The organism is Pseudorhizobium marinum (assembly GCF_000705355.1).
GTDB lineage: Bacteria > Pseudomonadota > Alphaproteobacteria > Rhizobiales > Rhizobiaceae > Neorhizobium > Neorhizobium pelagicum.
This window is the reverse complement of record NZ_JMQK01000020.1, coordinates 55,194-77,457: the sequence shown is the minus strand read 5'-3', so window position 1 is coordinate 77,457 and position 22,264 is coordinate 55,194. Positions and strand designations below refer to the sequence as shown.

Annotated in this window: 18 protein-coding genes; 4 read left to right on the top strand and 14 right to left on the bottom strand. The window is 62.4% G+C overall.

Features of this window, described 5'->3' with window-relative positions:
* Positions 1 to 4 precede the first annotated feature (4 nt).
* Both EO99_RS0120165 and EO99_RS0120160 read right to left on the bottom strand, forming a co-directional pair.
* The gene (locus EO99_RS0120165) at positions 5 to 748 is read right to left on the bottom strand and encodes an amino acid ABC transporter ATP-binding protein (protein WP_029620390.1); all 744 of its coding nucleotides are present in this window, start codon (positions 746 to 748) and stop codon (positions 5 to 7) included.
* A 56-nt stretch (positions 749 to 804) separates the two neighbouring features.
* Positions 805 to 1,650, bottom strand: coding sequence for a transporter substrate-binding domain-containing protein (locus EO99_RS0120160; protein ID WP_029620389.1), 846 nt, complete (start codon positions 1,648 to 1,650; stop codon positions 805 to 807).
* A gap of 321 nt (positions 1,651 to 1,971) precedes the next feature.
* Between EO99_RS0120160 and EO99_RS0120155 the strand changes: the two genes are divergently transcribed.
* Entirely contained in the window at positions 1,972 to 2,841 is an 870-nt protein-coding gene (locus tag EO99_RS0120155; RefSeq protein ID WP_081852146.1) for a D-amino-acid transaminase, read from the top strand.
* 203 nt (positions 2,842 to 3,044) lie between these two features.
* Positions 3,045 to 3,761: an arsenical resistance protein ArsH gene (arsH, locus tag EO99_RS0120150; protein WP_029620387.1), complete on the top strand. Its 717-nt coding sequence runs from the start codon at positions 3,045 to 3,047 to the stop codon at positions 3,759 to 3,761.
* A 70-nt stretch (positions 3,762 to 3,831) separates the two neighbouring features.
* Here the strand turns inward: arsH and EO99_RS0120145 are convergent, their stop codons facing one another.
* Genes EO99_RS0120145 through EO99_RS0120125 form a run of 5 tightly spaced genes read right to left on the bottom strand, consistent with a single transcriptional unit; the run spans position 3,832 to position 7,324 of the window.
* Entirely contained in the window at positions 3,832 to 4,887 is a 1,056-nt protein-coding gene (locus EO99_RS0120145; protein ID WP_029620386.1) for an ArsO family NAD(P)H-dependent flavin-containing monooxygenase, read from the bottom strand.
* 9 nt (positions 4,888 to 4,896) lie between these two features.
* On the bottom strand, positions 4,897 to 5,970 hold the full coding sequence (gene arsB / locus EO99_RS0120140) for an ACR3 family arsenite efflux transporter (RefSeq protein WP_029620385.1): 1,074 nt from the start codon (positions 5,968 to 5,970) through the stop codon (positions 4,897 to 4,899).
* 45 nt (positions 5,971 to 6,015) lie between these two features.
* Positions 6,016 to 6,450 (bottom strand): arsenate reductase (glutaredoxin), encoded by a 435-nt coding sequence (gene arsC, locus EO99_RS0120135; RefSeq protein WP_029620384.1) that lies wholly within the window; start codon positions 6,448 to 6,450, stop codon positions 6,016 to 6,018.
* Complete coding sequence (locus tag EO99_RS0120130) at positions 6,447 to 6,974, bottom strand: arsenate reductase ArsC (RefSeq protein WP_029620383.1); 528 nt, start codon at positions 6,972 to 6,974, stop codon at positions 6,447 to 6,449. The genes arsC and EO99_RS0120130 overlap by 4 nt, the downstream gene beginning before the upstream one ends.
* On the bottom strand, positions 6,971 to 7,324 hold the full coding sequence (locus EO99_RS0120125) for an ArsR/SmtB family transcription factor (RefSeq protein WP_029620382.1): 354 nt from the start codon (positions 7,322 to 7,324) through the stop codon (positions 6,971 to 6,973). The genes EO99_RS0120130 and EO99_RS0120125 overlap by 4 nt, the downstream gene beginning before the upstream one ends.
* Before the next feature lie 325 nt (positions 7,325 to 7,649).
* Here EO99_RS0120125 and EO99_RS0120120 point away from each other — a divergent pair, with 325 nt between their 5' ends.
* Positions 7,650 to 7,859, top strand: a complete 210-nt coding sequence (locus EO99_RS0120120; protein ID WP_007605510.1) for a cold-shock protein — start codon at positions 7,650 to 7,652, stop codon at positions 7,857 to 7,859.
* 386 nt (positions 7,860 to 8,245) lie between these two features.
* Here EO99_RS0120120 and EO99_RS0120115 read toward each other — a convergent pair whose 3' ends face one another.
* From EO99_RS0120115 to EO99_RS0120090, 7 genes are all read right to left on the bottom strand, one after another.
* Entirely contained in the window at positions 8,246 to 8,650 is a 405-nt protein-coding gene (locus EO99_RS0120115) for a host attachment family protein (protein ID WP_029620381.1), read from the bottom strand.
* 173 nt (positions 8,651 to 8,823) lie between these two features.
* A complete protein-coding gene (locus tag EO99_RS28330) occupies positions 8,824 to 9,237 on the bottom strand; it encodes a GNAT family N-acetyltransferase (protein ID WP_235776885.1) in 414 nt (137 codons plus the stop codon).
* 1 nt (position 9,238) lies between these two features.
* Entirely contained in the window at positions 9,239 to 9,730 is a 492-nt protein-coding gene (locus EO99_RS28325) for a GNAT family N-acetyltransferase (protein ID WP_235776884.1), read from the bottom strand.
* A 93-nt stretch (positions 9,731 to 9,823) separates the two neighbouring features.
* Positions 9,824 to 11,140 (bottom strand): HlyD family type I secretion periplasmic adaptor subunit, encoded by a 1,317-nt coding sequence (locus tag EO99_RS0120105; protein WP_029620380.1) that lies wholly within the window; start codon positions 11,138 to 11,140, stop codon positions 9,824 to 9,826.
* Between the two features lie 50 nt (positions 11,141 to 11,190).
* Positions 11,191 to 12,183 carry a calcium-binding protein gene (locus EO99_RS27625; RefSeq protein WP_051679989.1) on the bottom strand — a complete coding sequence of 331 codons (993 nt, stop codon included), beginning with the start codon at positions 12,181 to 12,183 and terminating at the stop codon, positions 11,191 to 11,193.
* Positions 12,180 to 13,910 (bottom strand): type I secretion system permease/ATPase, encoded by a 1,731-nt coding sequence (locus tag EO99_RS0120095; RefSeq protein WP_408002883.1) that lies wholly within the window; start codon positions 13,908 to 13,910, stop codon positions 12,180 to 12,182. Before EO99_RS0120095 ends, EO99_RS27625 begins: the two co-directional genes overlap by 4 nt.
* A gap of 115 nt (positions 13,911 to 14,025) precedes the next feature.
* Positions 14,026 to 20,844, bottom strand: a complete 6,819-nt coding sequence (locus tag EO99_RS0120090; protein WP_051679988.1) for an Ig-like domain-containing protein — start codon at positions 20,842 to 20,844, stop codon at positions 14,026 to 14,028.
* 445 nt (positions 20,845 to 21,289) lie between these two features.
* Between EO99_RS0120090 and EO99_RS0120085 the strand changes: the two genes are divergently transcribed.
* On the top strand, positions 21,290 to 22,204 hold the full coding sequence (locus EO99_RS0120085) for a LysR family transcriptional regulator (protein WP_051679987.1): 915 nt from the start codon (positions 21,290 to 21,292) through the stop codon (positions 22,202 to 22,204).
* Positions 22,205 to 22,264: the final 60 nt, after the last annotated feature.

Genomic DNA, 22,264 nt, shown 5'->3' with positions numbered 1-22,264 from the left:
CCGGTCACCGTCTCACGCGCGACAGGAAGGCGCGCGTCCGGTCGGCCTTCGGAGCGCCGAAGATCTCTTCAGGCGCGCCCTCCTCCACGATGAGGCCACCGTCCATGAAGACGACGCGGTCGGCGGTTTCGCGCGCAAACTCCATCTCGTGGCTGACGACCAGCATGGTCATGTCCTTCGACTTCAGGTCCTTCATCACCGCCAGCACCGAACCGACCAGCTCCGGATCGAGCGCCGAGGTCGGCTCGTCGAACAGTATGACGAGTGGATCGAGTGCCAGCGAGCGGGCGATCGCCACCCGCTGCTGCTGCCCGCCGGACAGTTCCGACGGCATGGCATCCGCTTTTTCAGCGAGACCCACCCTGTCCAGCATGTCTCTTGCCCGGGCATTCGCCTCCTCGGCCGACCGGCCGAGCGCCTTGCGCTGCGCCAGCGTCACGTTCTTCAGGACGCTCATGTGCGGATAGAGATGGAAGCCTTGGAAGACCATGCCGACCTTGAGGCGCATCTGGTCGAGATCGCGGCTGGTGCCGCTCATGATGTTGCGGCCGTCGAGGATGATGTCGCCTTCGGAAGGTTCTTCCAGGCGGTTGCAGCACCGCAGCAGGGTACTCTTTCCGGACCCTGAAGGCCCGATGATGAAGACGAGTTCGCCGCGGGCGACCTTGAGGTTGATGTCGCGCAGGATGAGATTGTCGCCGAAGCGCTTCTGCAGCGAAACGATCTCCAGCATGGGCCGGTTGTTCATGGGATACTCCTGCAGACGCCGGCGGCAGGGGATCTCCCTGCCACCGGTATCCCTGCTCAGTTCAGTTCGCAGGATGGCTGGTGATCGTCTTCGACGTAGCCTTCCAGCCCGGGAACGCCATAACCCTTGGAGGGCGTCACGATGGTGGTGCCGGCTGCCGGCACCACGCCGAACCACTTCTCCGAGAGCATCGCCATGGAGCCGTCGATCTTCAGGCATTCGAGGGCCTTGTCGATCAGGTTGCGGCCCTCCTCGTCGTCCTTGCGGAAGGCGAGGCCCCAGACGAGACCGGTCTGGATTTCATAGGACAGCTTGATCTGGGGATTCTGTTTGGCGGCCCAGGCCGCAACGGTCGCGCCGGCGAGATTGGCGTCTGCCCGGCCCGCGAGGACGGCGGCAACGGCGTCCGTATTGGTGCCGTAGCTTTCGACGGTCCAGCCGAATTCAGCCTCGCGCTCGCGCAGGTAGCTGTCATAGGCAGAGCCCTTGTTGACCGCGATCGTCTTGCCCTTGAGGTCGTCGAGCGAGGCGTATTCGGGAGCATCGGCCGGGACGACGAAGGCAAAGTTCGTGTCCATGAAGCCTTCAGTGAAGAGCAGGTTGGCGGCCCGCTCTGCATTCACTGTCACGGGAGCCGCAAGAAAATCGTAGGTCTTGGCCTGAAGTGCGGGGATGAGGCCCGAGAACTGTGCCGACGTCAGTTCGACCTCTTTTCCGAGCCGCTCGCCGATCAGGTTGACGAGGTCGACGTTGAACCCCTCGACCTTGCCGTCGAGGGTGGGCATGGCATGGGGTGCAAAAGTACCGTCCAGAGCAGTCTTGATGGTGCCTTCGGCATGTGCAGATGAGACGACGATAAATAGCGATAGTCCGGCAATGCCGGATTTCAACAGGGTCTTCATTTTCCGTTCTCCACTGGAAGTGCCGGTTTTCCGGCTTGTTATTCGGAGAATGATTTCACGCCCGACGCTGCACCGCAATATAATCTCGTATTATAAAACGTATTGAATTATTCGTTTTGCGAACTCCACATCGGGGCTTGAGACGGACCGCAGACACAGCCGTTCGTTGGAAAGCCAATGCTTTAGTCAAAAATCTCTCGCGCGCCTTTCACGCTGCGCGCTCCGCTGGTCGAAGTTGCAGCTTCGCCTCCTCCTCTTGCCTCCGCGGGAGCGCGGTGCAAAAACTGCGCCACGTTCAGCGAAAACAAGGACATGCAGACAATGGTGGATCGGACCGTCTATCTTAACGGCGAATGGCTCCCGCAAGCGGATGCAAAGGTTTCGGTCTTCGATCGAGGCTTCCTCTTTGCCGATGCGATCTACGAGGTGACCGCCGTGATCGACGGCAAGCTCATCGCCTATCCCGGCCATGCTGCCCGATTACGCCGATCGCTGGATGCTCTCGGCATTCCGATGCCGGTCGGTGATGGCGAGCTGCTGGCGCTGCACAAGGAAATAGCGCGCCGCAATACTATCCAGGAAGGCCTCATCTACCTGCAGATCTCCCGCGGCGCACAGGACCGCGACTTCGTCTTCCCGCAGGATCTTGCACCGACACTGGTCATGTTCACCCAGGCCAAGCGCGTTCTCGACAATCCGAAGTGGAAGACGGGTCTCTCGCTTCAAACCGTTCCGGAAGGCCGCTGGGCGCAGCGACAGATCAAGACGGTACAGCTCCTCTATTCCTCGCTGATGAAGACGGAGGCCGCGCGCAAGGGTTACGACGACGTCCTCTTCGTCGAGGACGGCTATATCACCGAGGCGAGTTCGGCCAACTTCCACATCATCACCACGGACGGCACTCTCGTGACCCGCGACCTGTCGAACGCGCTGCTGCACGGCATTACCCGCGGCTCGATTCTCGACCTCGCGCAGCGCGCTGGCCTGAAGGCAGAGGAACGGTCGTTCACGGTTGACGAAACCAGATCCGCCGCGGAAGCCTTCATCACCTCGGCATCGAGTTTCGTCATGCCGGTGGTAAGCCTCGATGGCCACAAGATCGGCGATGGCACCGTCGGCCCTACCAGCCGCCGCCTGCTGGAGATCTATATCGAGGACCAGTTGCAGCAGGGCGACGCCATCGCTCCTTGAGAAGAGCACCAATCCCGCCGCCCGTCATATACGCTGGCAAGGAACAGGGTCTTTGCTCGGTTCGTGATGTTGCACCTCAATATATCTTTATTTGTGGATATCTGCGAGCACAGATATATGTGAGCATCACAGGGATCGTCCTGCTTCTGGCGCCGATCCCGCCACCGGCCCCGGGTGGCCAGGAAAACAGCATGGAGACTGAAATGGATGAACTGCCCGCAGCGGTTGCCGAACACCTTCGGATGCCCGACCTCGAGGCCTTGCGCCCCAAAGCCTCGACCCACCGCCCGCGCATCCTCATCCTCTACGGGTCCCTGCGGGAGACGTCCTACAGCCGCCTTCTCGCGCAGGAGGCGCGGCGGCTGCTGGAGCACTTCGGCTGCGAGGTTCGCGTCTTCGACCCACGCGGCCTGCCGCTGCCCGACGAGGAGCCGGCCACGCATCCCAAGGTTCAGGAGCTTCGCTCCCTCTCCGAATGGTCCGAAGGACAGGTCTGGGTGAGCCCGGAACGGCATGGGGCCATGACGGGCATCATGAAGTGCCAGATCGACTGGATCCCGCTGGCCATCGGGTCCGTTCGCCCGACGCAGGGAAAGACGCTGGCGGTCATGCAGGTCTCCGGCGGCTCGCAGTCCTTCAATGCCATCAACCAGCTGCGGGTGCTGGGTCGATGGATGCGCATGATCACCGTTCCCAACCAGTCCTCCGTCGCCAAGGCCTTTCTCGAGTTCGATCAGGATGGCCGGATGAAGCCTTCGGCCTACTACGACCGCGTCGTCGACGTCTGCGAGGAGCTGGTGAAATTCACGCTTCTGACGAGAGATGCGTCTCCCTATCTCACCGACCGCTACAGCGAGCGCAAGGAGACGGCGGAGGAGCTGTCGAAGCGCGTCAACCTGCGCGAAGCTACCGGCTCCTGAGGCCACCAGTTTGGTGCGCAAAGCGTCGGCGACGAAATGGTCAGCCCACCAAGACTGGCGGCGGATCTGTTCAGCTTTTCCCGCGCGCAGCTAGAAAGTCTGCGATCGATGGCACGACATCCCGTGCCATCCGCCCTGCGCCGAGCAGCGTCGCGGATGCGGCGCCCGTCCAGTTGCCATATCCCGCCAGCCACAATCTCGGTTGCTTCAGGGATCTGCCGTTCTCGTTGGCCACACGTCCATCCTCGTCAAGCACGCCGAGGCCTTGAAGATGACCGAGCGCCGGCTTGAAACCGGTGCACCAGATGATCGCGTCGGCTGGTGTCGGGCTCCCGTCCTCCCACACCACCGAATTCTTTCCGATCGTTGCAAAAGGCCGGACCGACTGCAGACGCCCCTCGTCTCGAGCCTTCTTCACGGGAGGCACCATCACGATATCGCCGAGACTGCCGACGGAGGCGCCGTCATTGCCGAGCACCCTGGCATTGGCTCGTTCAAAGAGTACCCGTCCATCCACATCGTCCGGCAGGAACACCGGAAGCTGTGGCGTCACCCATGTGAGCTTTGCGACCTCGGACACTTCGGCTGCAATCTGCGCGCCTGAATTCCCGCCGCCAACGACGATGACGGACTTGCCGACGAGGTCGGCAGCCGAGCGATAGTAGGCGGAATGGAGCTGAATGCCTTCGAATGACCCCTGCCCCTCGTAGACCGGAACATAGGGCGCAGACCAGGTTCCCGTGGCGCTGACCACCACCTTGGCGTGGTAGGTTTCCCCGTCCGTGCAAACCTCCAGCCCGTCCGGTGTCTCGCGCACATCGCTGACCGTTACAGGTCTCTCGATCCGGAAACCGTACCTCTTTTCATAGCGGGCAAGATAATCCACCACATCGTCGCACCCCGGATACCGGGTGGGCGATGAGGAGGGCATCATCCAGCCGGGAAGCGAGCTATAGGATGCCGGTGAGAACAGGGTGAGCGAATCCCACCCATGGCGCCATGCTCCTCCGGCTTCGTCGGAGGCGTCGAGAAGGACGAAGTCCACCCCGGCTCGTCGAAGGTAATAGGCTGTCGCCAGCCCCGCCTGCCCTGCTCCGATGACGACGACATCATGCGGCTCTGCCACCGCGTTATCTCACTCCGCCGGCGCGCGTTCGAGCCTGCCACCGTAGAGCCGTCGCCCCATCCACAGGGCGAACTGGACAAGAATGATCAGGACAGGCACCTCCACAAGCGGTCCGATGACGGCCGCAAAGGCGACGGGCGAGGCCAGACCGAAGGCGGCGATGGCCACGGCAATGGCGAGCTCGAAGTTGTTGCCGGCAGCGGTGAAGGCGACAGCCGTCGTCCTCGGGTAGTCGGTACCGATGGCGCGCGCCATAAGGAAGCTGACGAAGAACATGATCAGGAAGTAGATCGTCAGGGGGATCGCGATCATCACGACATCGAACGGCAGGCGAACCACCTCGCCGCCCTTCAGGCTGAACATCGCGGCGATCGTGAACAGCAGCGCACCGAGCGTGATGGGGCTGATCGCGGGCAGGAACTTGGTTTCGTACCAGTCCGTGCCCTTGGTTCTCGTCAGGATGCGGCGCGAAAGGTATCCGGCCAGGAAGGGAATGCCGAGGTAGATCAGGACGGCTTCCGCGATCGTCCAGAAGGACACGTCGATGACGCTCCCTTCGAGACCGAACAGCGGCGGCAGGAAGGTCAGGAAGAACCAGGCGTAGACACTGAAGAAGAGGATCTGGAAGATCGAATTGAAGGCGACGAGGCCAGCCACATACTGGTTGTCGCCGCGCGCCAGCTGGTTCCAGACCAGCACCATCGCGATGCAGCGCGCCAGGCCGATCAGGATCAGCCCCGTCATGTATTCCGGATAGTCCCGCAGGAAGATGACCGCCAGCCCGAACATGAGGACCGGGCCGATGATCCAGTTCTGCAGGAGCGAGATCATCAGGATCTTCTTGTCGGAAAAGACCAGATGCAGCTCCTCGTAGCGCACCTTCGCGAGCGGTGGATACATCATCAGGATCAGGCCGATGCCGATCGGGATGTTCGTGCTGCCGATCGACAGGCTGTTCAGCCAGCCCGGGAAACCCTCGAACACCGTGCCCAGGATGAGCCCGAGCGCCATGGCGGCAAAGATCCAGACGGTCAGATATCGGTCCAGGAACGACAGGCGAAGCGACGCTTGGGCGGGCTGCATGGCAGGCTCCATTTCTGATTCAGTGGCATCCCCGAAGGGACAATGTCAGGACAGCCGGCGGCCCTGCGCATCGACAACGGCTTCACCGTCTTCCTTGGTGAAGGCGCCCCGTTGCGGTGCCGGCAGGAGATCGAGCACGGCCTCCGAAGGCCTGCAGAGCTTCACCCCCATCGGCGACACCACGATCGGCCGATTGATGAGGATCGGATGCTCCATCATCGCATCCAGAAGCTGATCGTCGCTGAGCGTCTGGTCCTGCAGCCCGAGTTCGGCAAAGGGCGTACCCTTTTCGCGCAGGAGCGCCCGCACGGAAATGCCCATGCGGCCGATCAACTGGATCAGCAGTTCACGACTTGGCGGCGTCTTCAGATACTCGACGACATGCGGCTCCAGGCCAGCATTGCGGATCATCGCAAGAGTATTGCGCGAGGTCCCGCAGTCCGGATTGTGGTAGATGATGATGTCAACGGGTGCCGTCATGCTACGTCGGGCCTCTTCATGGTGGAACCTTCCATCTCGCCGATTTCCTTGAGCTTCGCGCTCAGGCTCAGGCGCCCGAGGCTTTCCACGGGAAGTGCCGAAAAGGCCGCCAGACGAAGCTTCATGTAGCGGAGGGTTTGACCGAAGGCGAAATGCTTCTCGGTATCCGTCCCCTCCACGGCTGCCGGATCTTCAAGGCCCCAGTGCGCCGTCATCGGCTGGCCGGGCCAGGCCGGGCACGCTTCCCCAGCGGCATTATCACAGACGGTGAAGACGAAATCGAATTCGGGAGCACCTTCAGCGGCGAACTCGTCCCAGCTCTTGGACCGGAGTCCTTCGACCGGGTAGCCACGGCCTCGCAAGACGTCGATCGCCATCGGATGAACTTCCCCCTTCGGGTGGCTGCCCGCGGAATAGGCCTTGAACTTTCCGGCACCGTCCTTGTTCAGCACGCTCTCGGCAATGATCGAACGCGCAGAATTTCCGGTGCAGAGGAAAAGGACATTGAACGTGGTCTTGGTCATGACGACACCTTCTGTGGAGGGCAACAGGGAGTGAGTTGGGCAATCAGCGGCTCGCAGAGTTCAGCCTTTCCGCCGCAGCAGTCATTCACCAGGTAGAGAGTGAGATCCCGCAGAACGGCCAGCTCCGCGCGATAGATCATCAAGCGGCTACGGCGCTCTGCACGGATCAGTCCCGCACGCGCCAGCACGCTCAGATGCGACGACATCGTGTTCTGAGGCACGGCCAGCATCTTGGCCACGTCTCCGGCGGGAACGCCTTCCGGCTCGTGCCGCACGATAAGGTTGAAGGCCTGAAGCCTTGTGGGTTGCGCCAGTGCTGCCAGCGCGAGTATTGCTTTTTCCTGATCCATATATCTAGGATAATCGATATATCGGATTGGTCAAGTGCAATGAGATCTCTGGAGCAATCATCATTTCGGAGATGGCTTCGCCAACGTGCCGGAATACGATGCGCAGACCTGGGCAACCGGACCGCCACACCCGCAACGGGAAAACCAGTGGTTGACAGAAATACCAAAGTCCTCTATCAAGGGTTTATCGATATTTTCTTGCTGAGCTTTGTTTACCGCGCGATTAGCACCGCGTATCTGACGAACCCTCCCTTTAAAGCATCGTTATCACCATCCGCAGCGCTCACGCGCTACGGCCTTCTATATTGCTAAGAAAGGGTTCATCATGACCACTGGCACAGTAAAATGGTTCAATTCCACCAAGGGCTTCGGCTTTATTCAGCCTGACAACGGCGGCCCGGACGCTTTCGTCCACATCTCTGCCGTTGAACGCGCCGGCATGCGCGAAATCGTTGAAGGCCAGAAGATCGGCTACGACATGGAGCGCGACAACAAGTCGGGCAAGATGTCTGCCTGCAATCTCCAGGCTGCTTAATTGGGATCTGCTTTCCGCTGACCACGGATGTACTGGCAACGTCGAAAGCATGAGACCAAACGAGGTCAGGCAAATTGCCTGGCCTTTTTTTATGGCCGCACCTCCTCGCAGGTAGCCGGTGGAGTGGCGTTAGTCCCCGCTTTCTTCTCGCTCGCAGCTCGGCCGCACACCAAGGTGCCGCGCATCGCTGCGGGTGGCGCGTCTCCTCTCAAGGGACACCCTAGGTTCTCCAGCCGGACCTGGCTGACGACCATTGAACGACAAATGCCCCTGCGTTGCAGGGGCATTTGTCTCGTCGCTTGTGATCTTTTGATTGCGCTACGGTACGGAAGGCCTGATCTTCCAGTCAGTCCCAAGGCCCCATGGGCCCCGCCGTATGTAACGTCTTACGCGGCCGCCAGGGCCTTCTCGATATCCTGCATCGAATGGCCCGTCAGGTCCTTGTCGATTTCGCCGATGAGGACGTCCGACAACGACTTGTGGTAGCTCTTGCGCATCTCGCCGAGCGTACGCGGGGCTGCCACGATCACGAGGCTCTTGATCTTGCCCTCCAGCACATGCTTGTTCAGCATGTCCGTGACGCCACTGCCGAACCCGTCTTCGTCCTGCTGGCTGTCGTCCGGGTTTGCGGAACTGCTGGAATGGCGGCCACCGGAAGAGATTTTCGAGCCGTCGACATCGCCGGATGGCATTGCCTTGAGCCTGACGTTCGCCGCATCGCCTTCATTCTGAAACAGGCTGAGCTTTTCGCCATCTGCAACAGCAATGATCGTATTCTGGGGAAGCTGCATATCTGATCTCCATCGTCGGCACCGTCCGCTCAACCTTTTGGATGAACCGCTGCTTGTTTCGGCGCCTACAGTAATCCCGCGGCCGAAGATCGGTTCCGTTCGGTGATCATCAACCATGTTCGCCAGCGGCGGGGGTACCGTCAAACACCACCGGCCCGGCGCATCTCCGGCGTTCAGCCGAGCTCGAGCGTGGTGACGGCAAAGACACCGGCAAGCGAAGTCGCTGGAGGCTCGCCGCGATACATGCGTGCCGTCGTAAAACCGGGCCGGAAATCGAGCCCCTTCAGAAGGTCCGCAAAGCTGCCCTGGTGATCCGGTACATCGAGATAGACGGTGGAGCCCGCACGCGCGGATAGACAGGCGGCAAGGATCTCTTCTGCAAGCGCCTCGCTCGTCGCAAACAATGGTCCGATCTTCGCCCCATCTGCACAGTCGCGAAGCACCGCATAGCCCTCGATACGATCCTCCCGCTCAGCCACCACCGAAACACGAGGCGGCTGCAGCCAAAGGTCGAGAAACGGTTTTCTGGGTGCCGGGAAATACCGGCTGTCGAAGGCCTCGAGACCAGCCAGCTCGCCTGCTGACACATCACGGATATCTGCCCCCCCGTGAGAGCCCGGCCGGCGCCAGGCCCGACCAACGAACTGTGCGGTAGAGCGGCGAGAAGCCCATCCGGGCATAGTTGTCCTGCTGCTCAGGTACTCCGTCCAGACCGATGATGCGGCCGTCGAGATGCGCCATTGCCGCATTCCAGACGAGCCGACCATAGCCGTTGCCGCGGTGTTCGGGGTGACAGATATAGAGACCGATGAAGCCGAAATCTTCGCCGTAGCGCACCGCCGAAATCCCGGCCACCATTGCACCTTCGACGAAACACCCGATGAACCCGTCAGGATCGGCAGCGTGCATGGGTGCCGCTTCATCGCGCCCCGGGTTCCAGCCCTCGCGGCGCGCCCAGTCGATCAGGGTCTGAACCTCGGGGAGAGTGAGCGTCCGAATGCTGGGCGAGGCGGTCATGCGCGTCAATTCACTCCGGTGAACGTTATCGACGGATATGCGCGGGTCGCCGGTCGCGGTCAAGTTCCTGTCCGGCAACGGTTCAGCCTGTCACGAACCGTGATCTGCCCTGAAGGAACTGCAGCGGTCCTGGCAGCCGGGGCCGCTGGCCGGGCGTCAGCTCTCGCGGAATGCGCGCATGATCTGGTCGTAATAGGGTTTGAGCAGATAGGACGCAACGCTTCTCTGGCCGGTCTGGATGAAGGCCTCCACCGGCATTCCGGGCACCAGCACGACCTCGCCCAGGCGGGCAACCTCGTCCTTGGCGATGTCGATTCGGACGTTGTAATAGGTGGCACCGGTGCGGCGATCGCTGGAGATGTCGGGAGACAGGCTCCGGACAGTACCGCGGACCTCCGGAGTGGTGCGCTGGCTGAAGGCGGAGAACCGCAAGGTAGCTTGCTGGCCCAGGTGCATCTGGTCGATATCCTGCGGCCGGACGCGGGCCTCCACCGCCAGCAGATCATCAGCAGGCACGATCTGCATGAGCACGTCGCCCGGCGCCACCACGCCGCCGATGGTGTAGACCGCCAGCTCGTGGACATAGCCGTCCTGGGGCGCGCGGATGTCGATGCGCTTCAGCTGATCCTCTTCGGCGACCTGTCGCTCCTCCAGCTCGCCGATCTTGGCATCGATGTCGCGCAGCTCGTCGGCGACTTCGCTGGCAAGATCCTGGTCGATCTGGATGATCTGCAATTCGATCTCCGCGATCTTGCCGCGCGCCGAGGAGATCGCGGCGGACAGCTGCCCCTGCTCGCCGGTGATGCGGCTGGCATCGCGATCCAGCGCGTTGATCCGGCTGGCCTCGATCAGCTTCAGATCCCAGAGCCTGCGCATGCTGCCGGCCTCACGGTCGACGATGAGACTTTCGGAGGCCTTGGCATCGCGCTGCGACTGCAGGCCGGCGATCTCCTCGTTCATCTGGCTGATGCGCTCTCTTAGCTGGCGGCGCTGGCCGTCGCGTACGGTCCTGCGGATCTCGAACAGGCGCGTCTCGGCGGCGATCAGCTGGCGCACCCGGTTCTCTCCTTGGCGACTGGTGAGCTCGAGTGGAAATTCGATGGCGTTCAGAAGGTCGCGCTCGGCCTGCAGCCTGGCCTTTCGCCCCCGCAGCTGGTCCAGCCCCTTGGTAACGATGGCAAGGCTTGATCGGATGACGGTATCGTCGAGCGTGATCAGCAGATCGCCGGATGATACCCGGCTGTCATTGGCGACCAGGATGCGGCTGACCACGCCCCCGGTGGGATGCTGCACCTTCTTCGGATGGCTGGCCGAGACGATGGTCCCGGGCGAGATCAGGGCGCCGGCGATCTCCGTTGTCGCGGCCCATCCGGCCACGCCGCAGTTGAGCAGCAGGATCAGCGCGACACCGATGACGATGTGCTTGTTGATCGACTTGCCAATTCCGGCCTTGCTGGAGACTTTGTTTTGCATGGGACTCTACCAAACTCTGGGTCAGTATGCGTGCGTGAGGCGCAGCCGCCTCAAACCTCGAAATGAAAATCGCTGGCCGTCAGGCTGGCCTTGGCGACATGGCTGAGCGTCAGCGTCGATCCGTCGGGAAGCGTCAGCATCGCGCCATAGGGCGTATCCGTCAGGCTGGCGGACAGCGCGGCAAAATTGGCAAAATCGCTTTTCGCTACGTCGATGACGTCATGTTCGCCATTGGCGTTGAAATCCGGGATCAGATCGTCGCCGAAACCGGAGCGGAAGACAAAGGTATCCGACCCGAGGCCACCGGCCAGCGTGTCGTCGCCCTTGTCGCCCACCAGAATGTCGCGACCGGCCCCGCCCAGCAGCACGTCGTCGCCCTTGCCGCCCAGCAGCCGGTCATTGCCGACACCGCCCGTCAAAAGGTCATTGCCGTCGCGGCCGAAGATATAGTCGTTGTCGCCATTGCCCTGGATCACGTCATTGCCGTCGCTGCCGAGCCGAACGGTTATCTGCCCGTTGGTGGCCGGCATCTCGATGTCATCATCGTCCTCCTGCTCTTTCTCCACGTCGCGGGAGTAGGCGGAGGACGGGCTGGCGAGATGGGGCGCCTGCCCCGCCCCTTGCGTACCTGACGCAGCCCCCGCGCGCAGGCCGGCGAACAAGCCCCCATCATCGGCAAACAAGCTATCGGAGAGGTCGAAAAGGTCCTCGGCGGCCGCATAGTCGCGTCCCGCTGCGCTGCTGCCGGCGGACGATGACGAGGCATAAGCCGCGTCGTCGAAAGGCTCTGCCGCGGGCGCTGGAACGAACTTGTCGGCGGCGGGCACCTGGGTGTCGACCGGCACCGTCTTGGCCTTTGTGGCGCGGCGTGCCGGTGCATCCTCCTCCATGTCGGGCGTATCCGGCGAAGGCTTAGGAGCTGACAGGGCCGCGGCGGCGACGAAGGTGCCGTTGACCAGCAGCAGCGCCGCTGTTGTCATAGACACGTCGCGGCGCAGCACGCGGCCGGCATTGTCCGGGGCGGTGGGCAGCGGAAGCCTCATGACACCACCGCCGCCGGCTTGGAGACGACCTTCAGCCCGGACGAAGACTGCAGCACTTTCGACAGCACCTCGTCCTTGGGACCGAAGGCCTGCTGGCGCCCGCCGGCCATGGCCAGCACCATGTCGACGGCGCCGAGTGCGCTTGGCCGGTGGGCGATGACGATAACGATACCGTTGCGGGCGCGAATGCCGAGCATGGCCTGGGTCAGCGCTTCCTCGCCCTCGGCATCGAGATTGGAATTGGGTTCGTCCAGAACGACCAGGAAGGGGGTGCCGTACAGCGCACGGGCCAGCGCCAGCCGCTGCCGCTGGCCGGCAGAAAGGTTTTCGCCCTGTTCGCCGATCACGGTGTCATAGCCCTGTGGCAGGCTCAGCACCATGTCGTGGACGAAGGCCGCCTGTGCGGCCGCAATGATGGCATCGGGCGTGGCCGCAGGGTCGAAGCGGGCGATGTTCTCCGCAACGGTGCCTTCCAGCAGCTCTACCGCCTGCGGCAGGTAGCCGATATGCGCGCCGAGCGCTTCGCTCGACCACTGGCTGAGCGGGGCCCCGTCGAGCTTGATGGTGCCGCGCTGCGGGCTCCAGATCCCGACGAGCAGGCGGGCCAGCGAGGATTTGCCCGACGCGCTCGGCCCAATGATGCCAAGACCGTTGCCCGGCTTCAGCACGAAATTGACATCCTGCACCACGACCTTCTGCACCTCCGGCGGCGTCGCCGCGACGCCCTGGACCGCAAAGGCAAATTGCGGCGCCGGCAGCGGCATCGGATCGCGAGCGTCCGGTATCAGCGCCAGCAGCTTGTCCAGCCGCTCCTTGGCCTGGCGGGAGGCGGAAAAGCCCTTCCAGTTGGAAATCACCAGATCGATCGGGGCAAGCGCACGCGCCGACAGGATCGAGCCGGCGATGATGACGCCCGACGTGGCTTCCTGGCCGATCACCAGATAGGCGCCGACCGCGAGCACGGCCGATTGCAGCAGCATGCGGAACACCTTGCTCAATCCGCCGAAGCCGCCCGAAGTGTCGCTGGTCGATTGCTGCGCGTCGATGTGGCGCCGGCTGAGCTCCTCGAAGCGCTGCCGCACCCGCCCGGCCATGCCCATGGCCACCAGCGCCTCGGCATTGCGCCGGCTCATCTCGATCATGCGGTTGCGCGAGACGCTGTAGCGCGCGGTCTCGCGCGTCGGCAGGCGCGACATGACCTCCGTCAGCAGCGTCAGGAAGACCAGGAAGATCGCCCCGCACGACACCGCAAGCCCCAGCAGCGGATGGAAGATGAAACAGATGCCGAGATAGAAGGGCAGCCAGGGCAGGTCGAAGAAGGCGCCCGGCCCGGAGCTTGAGAGAAAGCTGCGAATGATGTCGAGGTCGCGCAGCGGCTGGCTGCTCTCGCCGATGCGCGGGGCACGAAGCTGCAGGCCGAGCACGGCATCGAAGACCCGCGAACCGAGCGACTGGTCGAGGCTCGCCCCGATGCGGGTCAGGAGCCGCGTGCGCATGAGATCAAGGAGGCCCTGGAAGAGGTAGAGGATGGCAACCAGGGTAAACAGGCCGGCCAGTGTCGGCAGGCTGCCGCTGGGAATGACGCGGTCATAGACCTCCATCATGAACAGCGAGCCCGACAGGGCGAGGATATTGATGAAAGCGCTGAACACGCCGATCCAGAGGAAGGCGCCCCGGCAGGCGCCCAGCGCAGCGGCTATCTCGGATCTGCTTTTGTCTTTACCCATCATTGCCACCATCACTCTTTACACACCGGCTCGGGCGCTTCGTAGCCACACTTCATGAAGCCTTGACGTCACCTGCCCCGCACCACGGTGGCGCGGGGCAAGTCTGTTCGGTTCGCTACGCGACCAGGTGGAAGTGATCGGCGGTCAGGAGGTTCTTCTCGACGTTGGCAAGGGTCAGCGTCGAGCCGTCATCAAGGGTCAGCATCGTGCCGAGCGCAGTTTCGCTGAGGTGTTCGACCACGTCGGCGAAATCGGCAAAATCGGCGGTCGACAGATCGATCACGTCATCGCCACCGAAATCCATTACGGTGTCGTGGCCGAAGCCTGCGCGGAAGAAGAAGCTGTCGGCTCCCTCTCCGCCGACCATGCGGTCATTGCCCTTGTCGCCGATCAGCACGTCGTCGCCGGCATCGCCGAACAGGGTGTCGTTGCCTTCCCCGCCGTTGATCACGTCCTGACCCTTGCCGCCGAAGAGGTAGTCGTTGCCGTCGCCGCCATCGATGACATCGGCGCCGTCGCGGCCGAAGGCATAGTCATTGCCGCCATAGGCGCTGATGGCATCGTCGCGGTCGGTCCCCAGCAGGATATTGGAGCCTTGCGTGCCGATGATCACGTTCTGCTGCTCGCCCTCGCCATCGACCGTCAGCGTGAAGCTGCCGGTATCGGTGAGCGTACCGTCGCTGACGGTGTAGGACAGGGTGAGCGTGGCATGCTGGCCGTCGGTCAGATCGGCAAACAGCGAGCCGGGGGTAAACGAGAGCTTGCCGTCGACGATCGCGAAGGCGGACTTGGCCGCATCGGCAGACAGCGCGATGCCGTTGACGCCGACGACCGTAAAGCCCGTCAGGCTGAGCGTGTTGCCGTCCACATCGGTGTCATTGGCGACAAGGTTGAAGACCTTGGTCTGGCCTTCCCCGACCGAACCGACGTCGTCGACGGCCACCGGCGCGTCATTGACCGGGGTGACAGAAAGATCGATCACCTGCTCCACCACCCCACCACGGCCATCCGAAACAACGACCGTGAAGCGGTCGGTGCCGTTGTAGTTGGCAGCCGGGTCATAGGTCCATGTTCCGGTGGCAGCGTTGAGCAGGACGGCGCCGTGGGCCGGGCCGAAGCCGGTCTTGACGGTGTAGCTCAACTGGTCGCCATCGGCATCGGAGGCCACGATCTGGCCGCTGATCCTGGTATCCTCGGCACCGCTGGCAACAGCCGGCGCCGAGATGACGGGTCCGCGATTGACGGCCGCCTGGGCGATCTGCTCGCCCACCAGCGCCGTGCCGTCGGCAAAAGAGATCACCTCGATGCCGCCGCCTGAAAGCTGGTTCTTCAGCGTGATGGTCTCGGCACCGATGGTGATGACGATATCATTGCCCTGGCGGTGGATGACGACGTCGTTGCGACCAAGGTCATCAAGGTACAGCCGGTCCTGGTCCGTGGTCTTGCCGGCCCCCTCGATGATGACATCCGAACCGGAACCGCGGACATAGACATAGGTGTCCGATCCATCGCCGCCCGAGAGCGTATCATCGTCTTCGCCGCCGTCGAGCAGGTCGGCCCCTTCGCCGCCCGTCAAAGTGTCGTCGCCCTCGTTGCCGATCAGCGTGTCATCGCCGCTGCCGCCATCGATCACGTCCTTGCCGAGACCGCCCAGGATCGCATCCTTGCCGGCGCCGCCCTCCATTAGGTCGTTGCCGTCAGTGCCGATCAGGATATCGTCGTCGGCGCTGCCGCCATTGCCGCCGTCATCCTTCGGGCCGAGGTTGTAGACGACGACGTCGTCGAAGGTCAGGCCTTGGTTGCCCCAGGAATAGAGGCCGAACGTGCCCTGTTCATGGGCGTGATCCTCGATTGGATAGGCAAAGATCGCTTCGCCGTTGAGATAGGCCTGGATCTTGTTGTCGATGATCTCGACCCTGAGCTTGGTTGCCAGGCCCGGCTCATACTTGCCTGGCACCTGGCCAAGGATTTCTTCCACGCCGTTGCGCATGCGGATCAGGTTGAAGACCGATCCCGCGCCATTGGACGGATTGCGGTCATAGGTGCCGTCGGCATCCAGCTCCAGCTTGTAGTAGTTCTTGTTGTCCTGGTAGTGGAACAGCAGGCCGAGGCCGTCGTCGTCGGGCGTCATGAAGGTCGTTTCGACCGCATAGCTGTCCCAGGTCTTGGCGACCGGATCGTTGAACAGCGCGTAGGTTCCAAGCCGCAGGACGTTGACGCCATCGCCGAGCGGGCTCCAGCCTTCCTTCCACACGTCGGGATTGTCCGCACCCTGCCATGTCAGTTCGCGGCTCTTCAGGTCCGTGGTCTGGATCAGCTTGCCGTCCTCGGTGACATGCCATTCGGAAGACTTGCCGTTGGCGCCAATGCCGCCAAGCTCGCCTTCGTCGACGATCGTCCATTTCGACAGGCCTGCGGAGAAGTCGTCGGATGCCAGAACCCGGTCCTGGCCGATAACTTCGATGTCCACCCGATCGGTGGACGTCTTGCCGTTCACGTCGGTCACCGTCAGCACGAGCTTGTTCATGCCTTCGGCAAGCTCGATCGTGGGAGACTTGCCTTCGGCGACGATGTTGCCGTCGAGGTCCTTCCAGACATAGCTGACGATCGCGTCGGGGCCGAAGCTGCTGGAAGCATTGAGCACGACGCTGGCGTGGCCATCCGCATCCAGATCGACGATCCGGGCATCCGTGCCGGCATGCGCCGACAGGTTGGCCTTGGTGACCAGCACATCATCGAAGATCGAGCTGCGCTGCTCGCTGGAATAGAGACCGATCGTGCCATGGGTCAGCGCGTTGCTGTCGACGACAGGTCCGTTGAAGACGGAGACGCCGTCGAGGAAGACGGTGATCTCATTGCCGACGACCGCGACCTTGACGAGCATCTCGTCGTTGAAGCGATAGCCCATGGAGGTGGAAGCCAGCACCGTCTCGACGCCGTCCTTGACCCGCACCAGTTCGCGGCGGTTGGTCTCGCCGTTCATCGAGAAGCGGTAATAGTTGTCCTCGTCTTGATGGTAGAAGACGACGCCGATGGCGTCATTGTCGGTCGATTGGAGCGCGACCTCATAGACATAGTCCGACCAGCTCGCGGAATTGTTGCCGCTCCAGACCAGCTTGTTTCCCGACGCATCGCTCATGTCGTAGACGGCACCTTCCGGCGCTTCGTCGATGCCGGCCTGGGCATCGGGACGCGAGAACACGGTGCCCTTGACCATGAAGGCACCGGTGGCAGCCGTGTCCGACAGGCCGATGGTGCCATAGCCGAAGGTGGCGTTCAGATTGCCGTTGAAGTCGAACTGCGAGCTGTAGGGCGTGGGCTGGCTGCTGAGAATGCCGCCGGCCTGGGCACCGCCCAGCACGGCGATTTCGGCAGCCGAGAACGCCTTGTCGCTGAGTAGCACGCTTGATGTGTAGAGCTGGGCATTTTCGCCATCTTCATCGCCAAACAGCAGGGCGCCCGAGGCCACATCGATGGTGAAGCGCGCGGCATCGACACTCTGGGTGCCAACCTTCACGCCGTTGATGTATTTTGCCAGCTCCATGTTGCCATTGCCGAGATCGGTGACCACGAAGGCCAGACGCTGCCAGGCGTCGAAGTGGAACTCGCCCTCATAGGTGCCGGAGATGCCGATGCCGCCAGTCGTGGCGCCCGTCTTCTTGATGAACAGCTCACCGTCGCTCTTGTTCGTCACGTCGGTCTGGAACAGGCCGACGAACTGGTCGACGCCTGCGCTTGGCACGTAGATGTCCATCATCAGCGTGTAGCTGGTGACCTTGGTGCCGGCCGGCGCGCCGGGCAGCGGTGCGATGAACAGGCGCTCGGCATTCTTGAGCGCCGGGATCGAGGCAATGCCCTGGTCGGTGCCCAGTGCGGGAATGCCAAAATCCTGTGCCTGACCGAAGCCGATGGTGATGTCGGTCAGTTCGCCGGCGCTCCAGCCATCGATATTGCCGTCGTTGAAGTCGTCCTGCAGCAGGGTGTCGTCGCCCTTGACCACGACCAGAACCTTGTCGGTCGTGCTGATGCCCTTGCTGTCGGTCACCGTCAGCGTCAGCATGTGTTTGCCCTGGGCAAGATCGACGGAGGGCGATGCGCCGGTGGCGATGACCGTACCGTTTTCGTCGCTCCAGCTATAGGTCAGGCCCTCGCTCTTGGGGTTGAGCGACTTGGTGGCATCCAGCTTGACGCTGGAGGTTTCCGCGCCGTCCTCGGCGGTGGCGATGATGTCGTTGCCGGCCTTGGCCATGGCAAAGACCTCAGGTGTGCCGAAATCCACGCCCGTAAAGGTTTCCTGATGGCCGTTATATTTGCCGGTCAGGCCGTCACGATCCAGCTCGGGCTTCACCCGGTAGCCATCGAGATAGTCGTCGAATTCGGTGAAATAGGTTTCCGTGGAGACCGTGTTGTTTTCCGGATCGATGACGACGAGGCGGATGGCGCCGTTGCCGCCGCGGCCGCCGAGCGACGAGTCGCCATTGCCGGTGATTTCCCGGGCAACACCGTTCTGGTAGTTGACGAGGAATTCAAAGACCGGCGTGCCGTACTGGGTGTAGCTGACATCCGTTTCGGCTCCGTCACCGAAGATGTGGCCCGAGAAGGTCATCGAGATATTGGGATATTTGGCAAGCAGCTCGCGGTAGATCGTCTCGCCGTCATTGGCGCCCTCGGGATCGCGGCCGATGCCGTAGTCATAGCCGGCACCTTCGTCATAGAGCGGCGCCTCGGTCGGGTCCTGGCGACCGGCAAAGCTGGTCAGCGAGTGGCTGTTGATGATCACGCGGTGATCGAGGTGATCCTCGATGACATCGCCGGCCCAGCGAACGATGTCGTCGCGGGGACCGAATTCCATGGACAGCACCAGCCACTTGGTGCCGTCGGGTGCCGTGAAGGTCGAATAAGTGTTGCGCGCGCTGTCGGTTTCCTGGTCGTAGGTGCCACCGAAATTGTCGGGTGCTACGGCCTCCTGCTTGTCCGGCGAGAACAGGTCGTCGAGGTAGACCGAGCTGTGATCCGCCGCCGAGCCGCCGCTTGCCTGGTCGTGATTGCCCGGCAGCAGCGAATAGGGGATCTTGCCGTCGAGCTTGCGCAGTGCCTCTTCGGCAACTGCCCACTGGGCGGCCGTATTGTTGTTGGTGATGTCGCCAACATGGATCATGAACTGGATGTTGTGGCTGTCCTTGTTGTCGACCAGCCACTGCGTCATGTCGCCGAAGATGTGGTTGATGTAGCCTTCGGCGGTGTAGTTCTGCGTGTCCGGGAAGACCGCGATCGTATAGGCGTTCTCGCCGGCCACGCGGGCGCGGAAGACGTCGCTGACGGACGTGCCGCTCTCGTCGGTGGCGGTGATGCGCACGTCGGAGAAGCCGAGCTCGCCGAAATCCAGCACCAGCTTGCCATCGGCCGTGATCGTCGGGTTGACGACGGTCTTTTCGCCCACTTCCACCTTGTAGGTGAGGTTGCTGCCGGAAAAGATCGTCTTCAGGTCGATCGTCTGGTTGGCGGCATCCGTGGTGACCATCATGTCCTGAATCTGGCCGATGCGCTTCACGCCCTCGGACGGCTCTTCGACCGGCGGTGTCACGACACTGGACGGGTCCGCCATGGAACCCGGGCCGAAGGTCGGATTGAGGTTGCCGTTGTCGAAATCGAACTGCGTGGCGTTTCCGGTCGCCGGTGCCTGGCTGAGGATACCGTCCGGATCGGTGGCGCCGAGGGCTGCGATATCAGCCTTGCTGATCACCTCGTCGGCAAACAGGAAGCTGTTCAGGTGACCGGCGGCGCTTTCGCCATCCTCATCGGCGAAGATGAGGAAACCGTCCTTGGAAATCGTGTAGCGGGCGGTATCCACCGACTGCTCGCCGACCAGCGTGCCATCGATGAATTTCGACATGGTGGAGGTGCCATCGCCATTGTTGTCGATGGTCACGGCGATGCGGTGCCAGGCGTCGAGCGTCGCTGTGCCTTCATAGTCGCCGCTGATGCCGAGGCTGAAGGTGCCGTTGTCGCCGGCGCGCATGAAGAAATCGCCGTCGTTCTCGTTGGAAAGGTCGGTCTGGAACAGCGAATTGAAACCGCCGAGATCGCCGGCCTTGACGAAGAGGTCAAAGACCAGCGTGTAGCTCGACACATCGGCGGCCGTGCCGGGAGCGACGCGGAAACCCTTGGTGCCGGCGGAGGCGGGCACCACCAGCAGGCCGGAATCATTTGTATCGGCGAGATCCGGCAGCTCCGCATCAACCGTCGTCTCGATCACCGCCGTCAGGTTCTTCGGCGTCAGCGTTCCCGAACCGATGCTGGCAGTGAGCGCGCCATCGGTGAAGTCGAACTGCAGGGCGTGGCCATCGGCCGGTGCCTCCGCCAGAATGCCGCCGGTCTTGGCGGCGCCGAGCCCGGCGATGGTTGCCGGCGATAGCGCCTGGTCGGTGAAGAGGAAGCTGCTGAGATGCCCGGCGGCGGTTTCGCCGTCGTTGTCGGCCATGATCAGAAAGCCGGTCGCGGCATCGACGCTGAAGCGATCCGTCGGCACCGTCTGGGTGCCGACCAGTTCGCCGTCAATGTATTTGGAAAGGGTGGAGCCGTTCTGTCCGGCTTCCACGGTGAACGCGATGCGGTGCCAGGCGTCAAGGCTGGCCGCGCCCTGGTACTGGCTGCTGATGCCGACGCCGAACGCGTTCTGCTGCACAGCGCCGAACAGGTCGCCGTCGCTGGTGTTGGAGACATCGCTCTGGAAGAACGTCATCCAGCTGCCGACGCCCTCGGAGGGGAAATAGACGTCATAGACAAGGCTGAACGAGGTGACCTTGCCTGTCACGCCGCCCGGCTGCACCAGAAGGCCCTGGTTCTGCGCCGTCTTCGGGAAGGCGAGTGCCCATTCCGTGTCACGTGCGGCAAGCGGCGCGCCGAGTTCTGAAGCCTTAGTGAAGCTTGTCATGGTGGTTTTCCCTGATCCTGGTGATCACAAATGCGGGCGCAATCGGCCTCACCCGCCGGTGATCGTCCCGTTGGCAAAAATCTCGGTCTGAAAGTGGCAGGTCATCGGTGAAGCATTGCAGCTTGGATGCCCTGCGACGGCACGACGCCGTAGAAAGCCTTTGGTTGATGCCGAGAAAAGCGTTCCCGCTCGTTCCCGGCGCTGAACCAATAGGGGGCCTTTGTGTCAGTTCCTTAAAGAAACGTTAAGGCTCGAGGCAGCAATCCATTCAAAAAACCAATTGCCGCTATCGACTTTGACAATGGGAGGCCTGCGACCAAACATCAGGCGCTGCAAAGGCGAGTGTCATGACAGTGTCGTGGCGGCACGACATGAGAAATGGACTGGCGGATACTGCAGAAGTCCCGGCTATACGCCGGCGTGACGAGAAACTTGGAATAAATACATGTCCATCAAGCAGCTGCGTGCCTTTCACTATGTTGCGTTGGCGGGAGGATTCTCGCAGGCCGCACGCGAATTTGCGACCAGCCAATCGACCTTGTCGGGGCAGGTCGGACAGCTGGAGGCGAGTGCGGGCGTCAGCCTGTTTGATCGCAAGCCGCGCGGCGCAACGGTGACCTCAGAGGGACAAGCCCTGCTGGAACTGACAACGCGGCTGTTTACAGCCGAAGCGGAAGTCCGCGATTTCCTGCGGGACGAGGGTGGCAGATCCGGCGGCTATCTTCGCGTAGCTGCGGACGGACCGGTTCTGCCCCTGCCCATTCTCGCCGGCCTGCGCACCGCAAGGCCGAGACTGCGGATTTCCCTGTCGATCGACAATTCGGACCGGGTGATCGATGCCCTGATGAACTACCGCGCCGATGTCGGCATCACCGCACGCTATCCCACCGACACGCGCCTGCACGCCCAGCAGTTCCTCATCATGAACCTGGGGCTATGCGTGCCGGCGGAGCATGACCTGGCGGCACGCCCTTCCATCACCATGAAGGAACTGACCGGCCGGCCTTTCGTCCTTCGGGAAAAGGGATCCCTGACGCGGGAAACCTTCGAGAAGAACATCTTGCAGCACGGCGTGGACCTGGGCCAGGTCATGGAAGTATCCACACGCGAAGGCGTTAGAGAGGCCGTGTCGAGCGGGTTTGGCATCGGCGTCGTGGCAGACCGGGAATTCGGCCATGATACGCGTTTGCGGTTCGTCCCCATTTCGGATGCGAGCCACACCATCAGCGAGTATGCGGTCTGCCTGGCCGAGCGAAAGCACCTGCCTCTTGTCCGCATGTTCCTGTTGCAGGCGAATGCCTGCGGTCAGGCCCAGCCCCCGTTGCAGCAGTCACCTGGCGAGGACGACACCGGCGAGTGATATCTTCTCGACCGACCGTAATATGCGGCGCCCGCCCATGCATTCTTCCCCGGCTAAGCA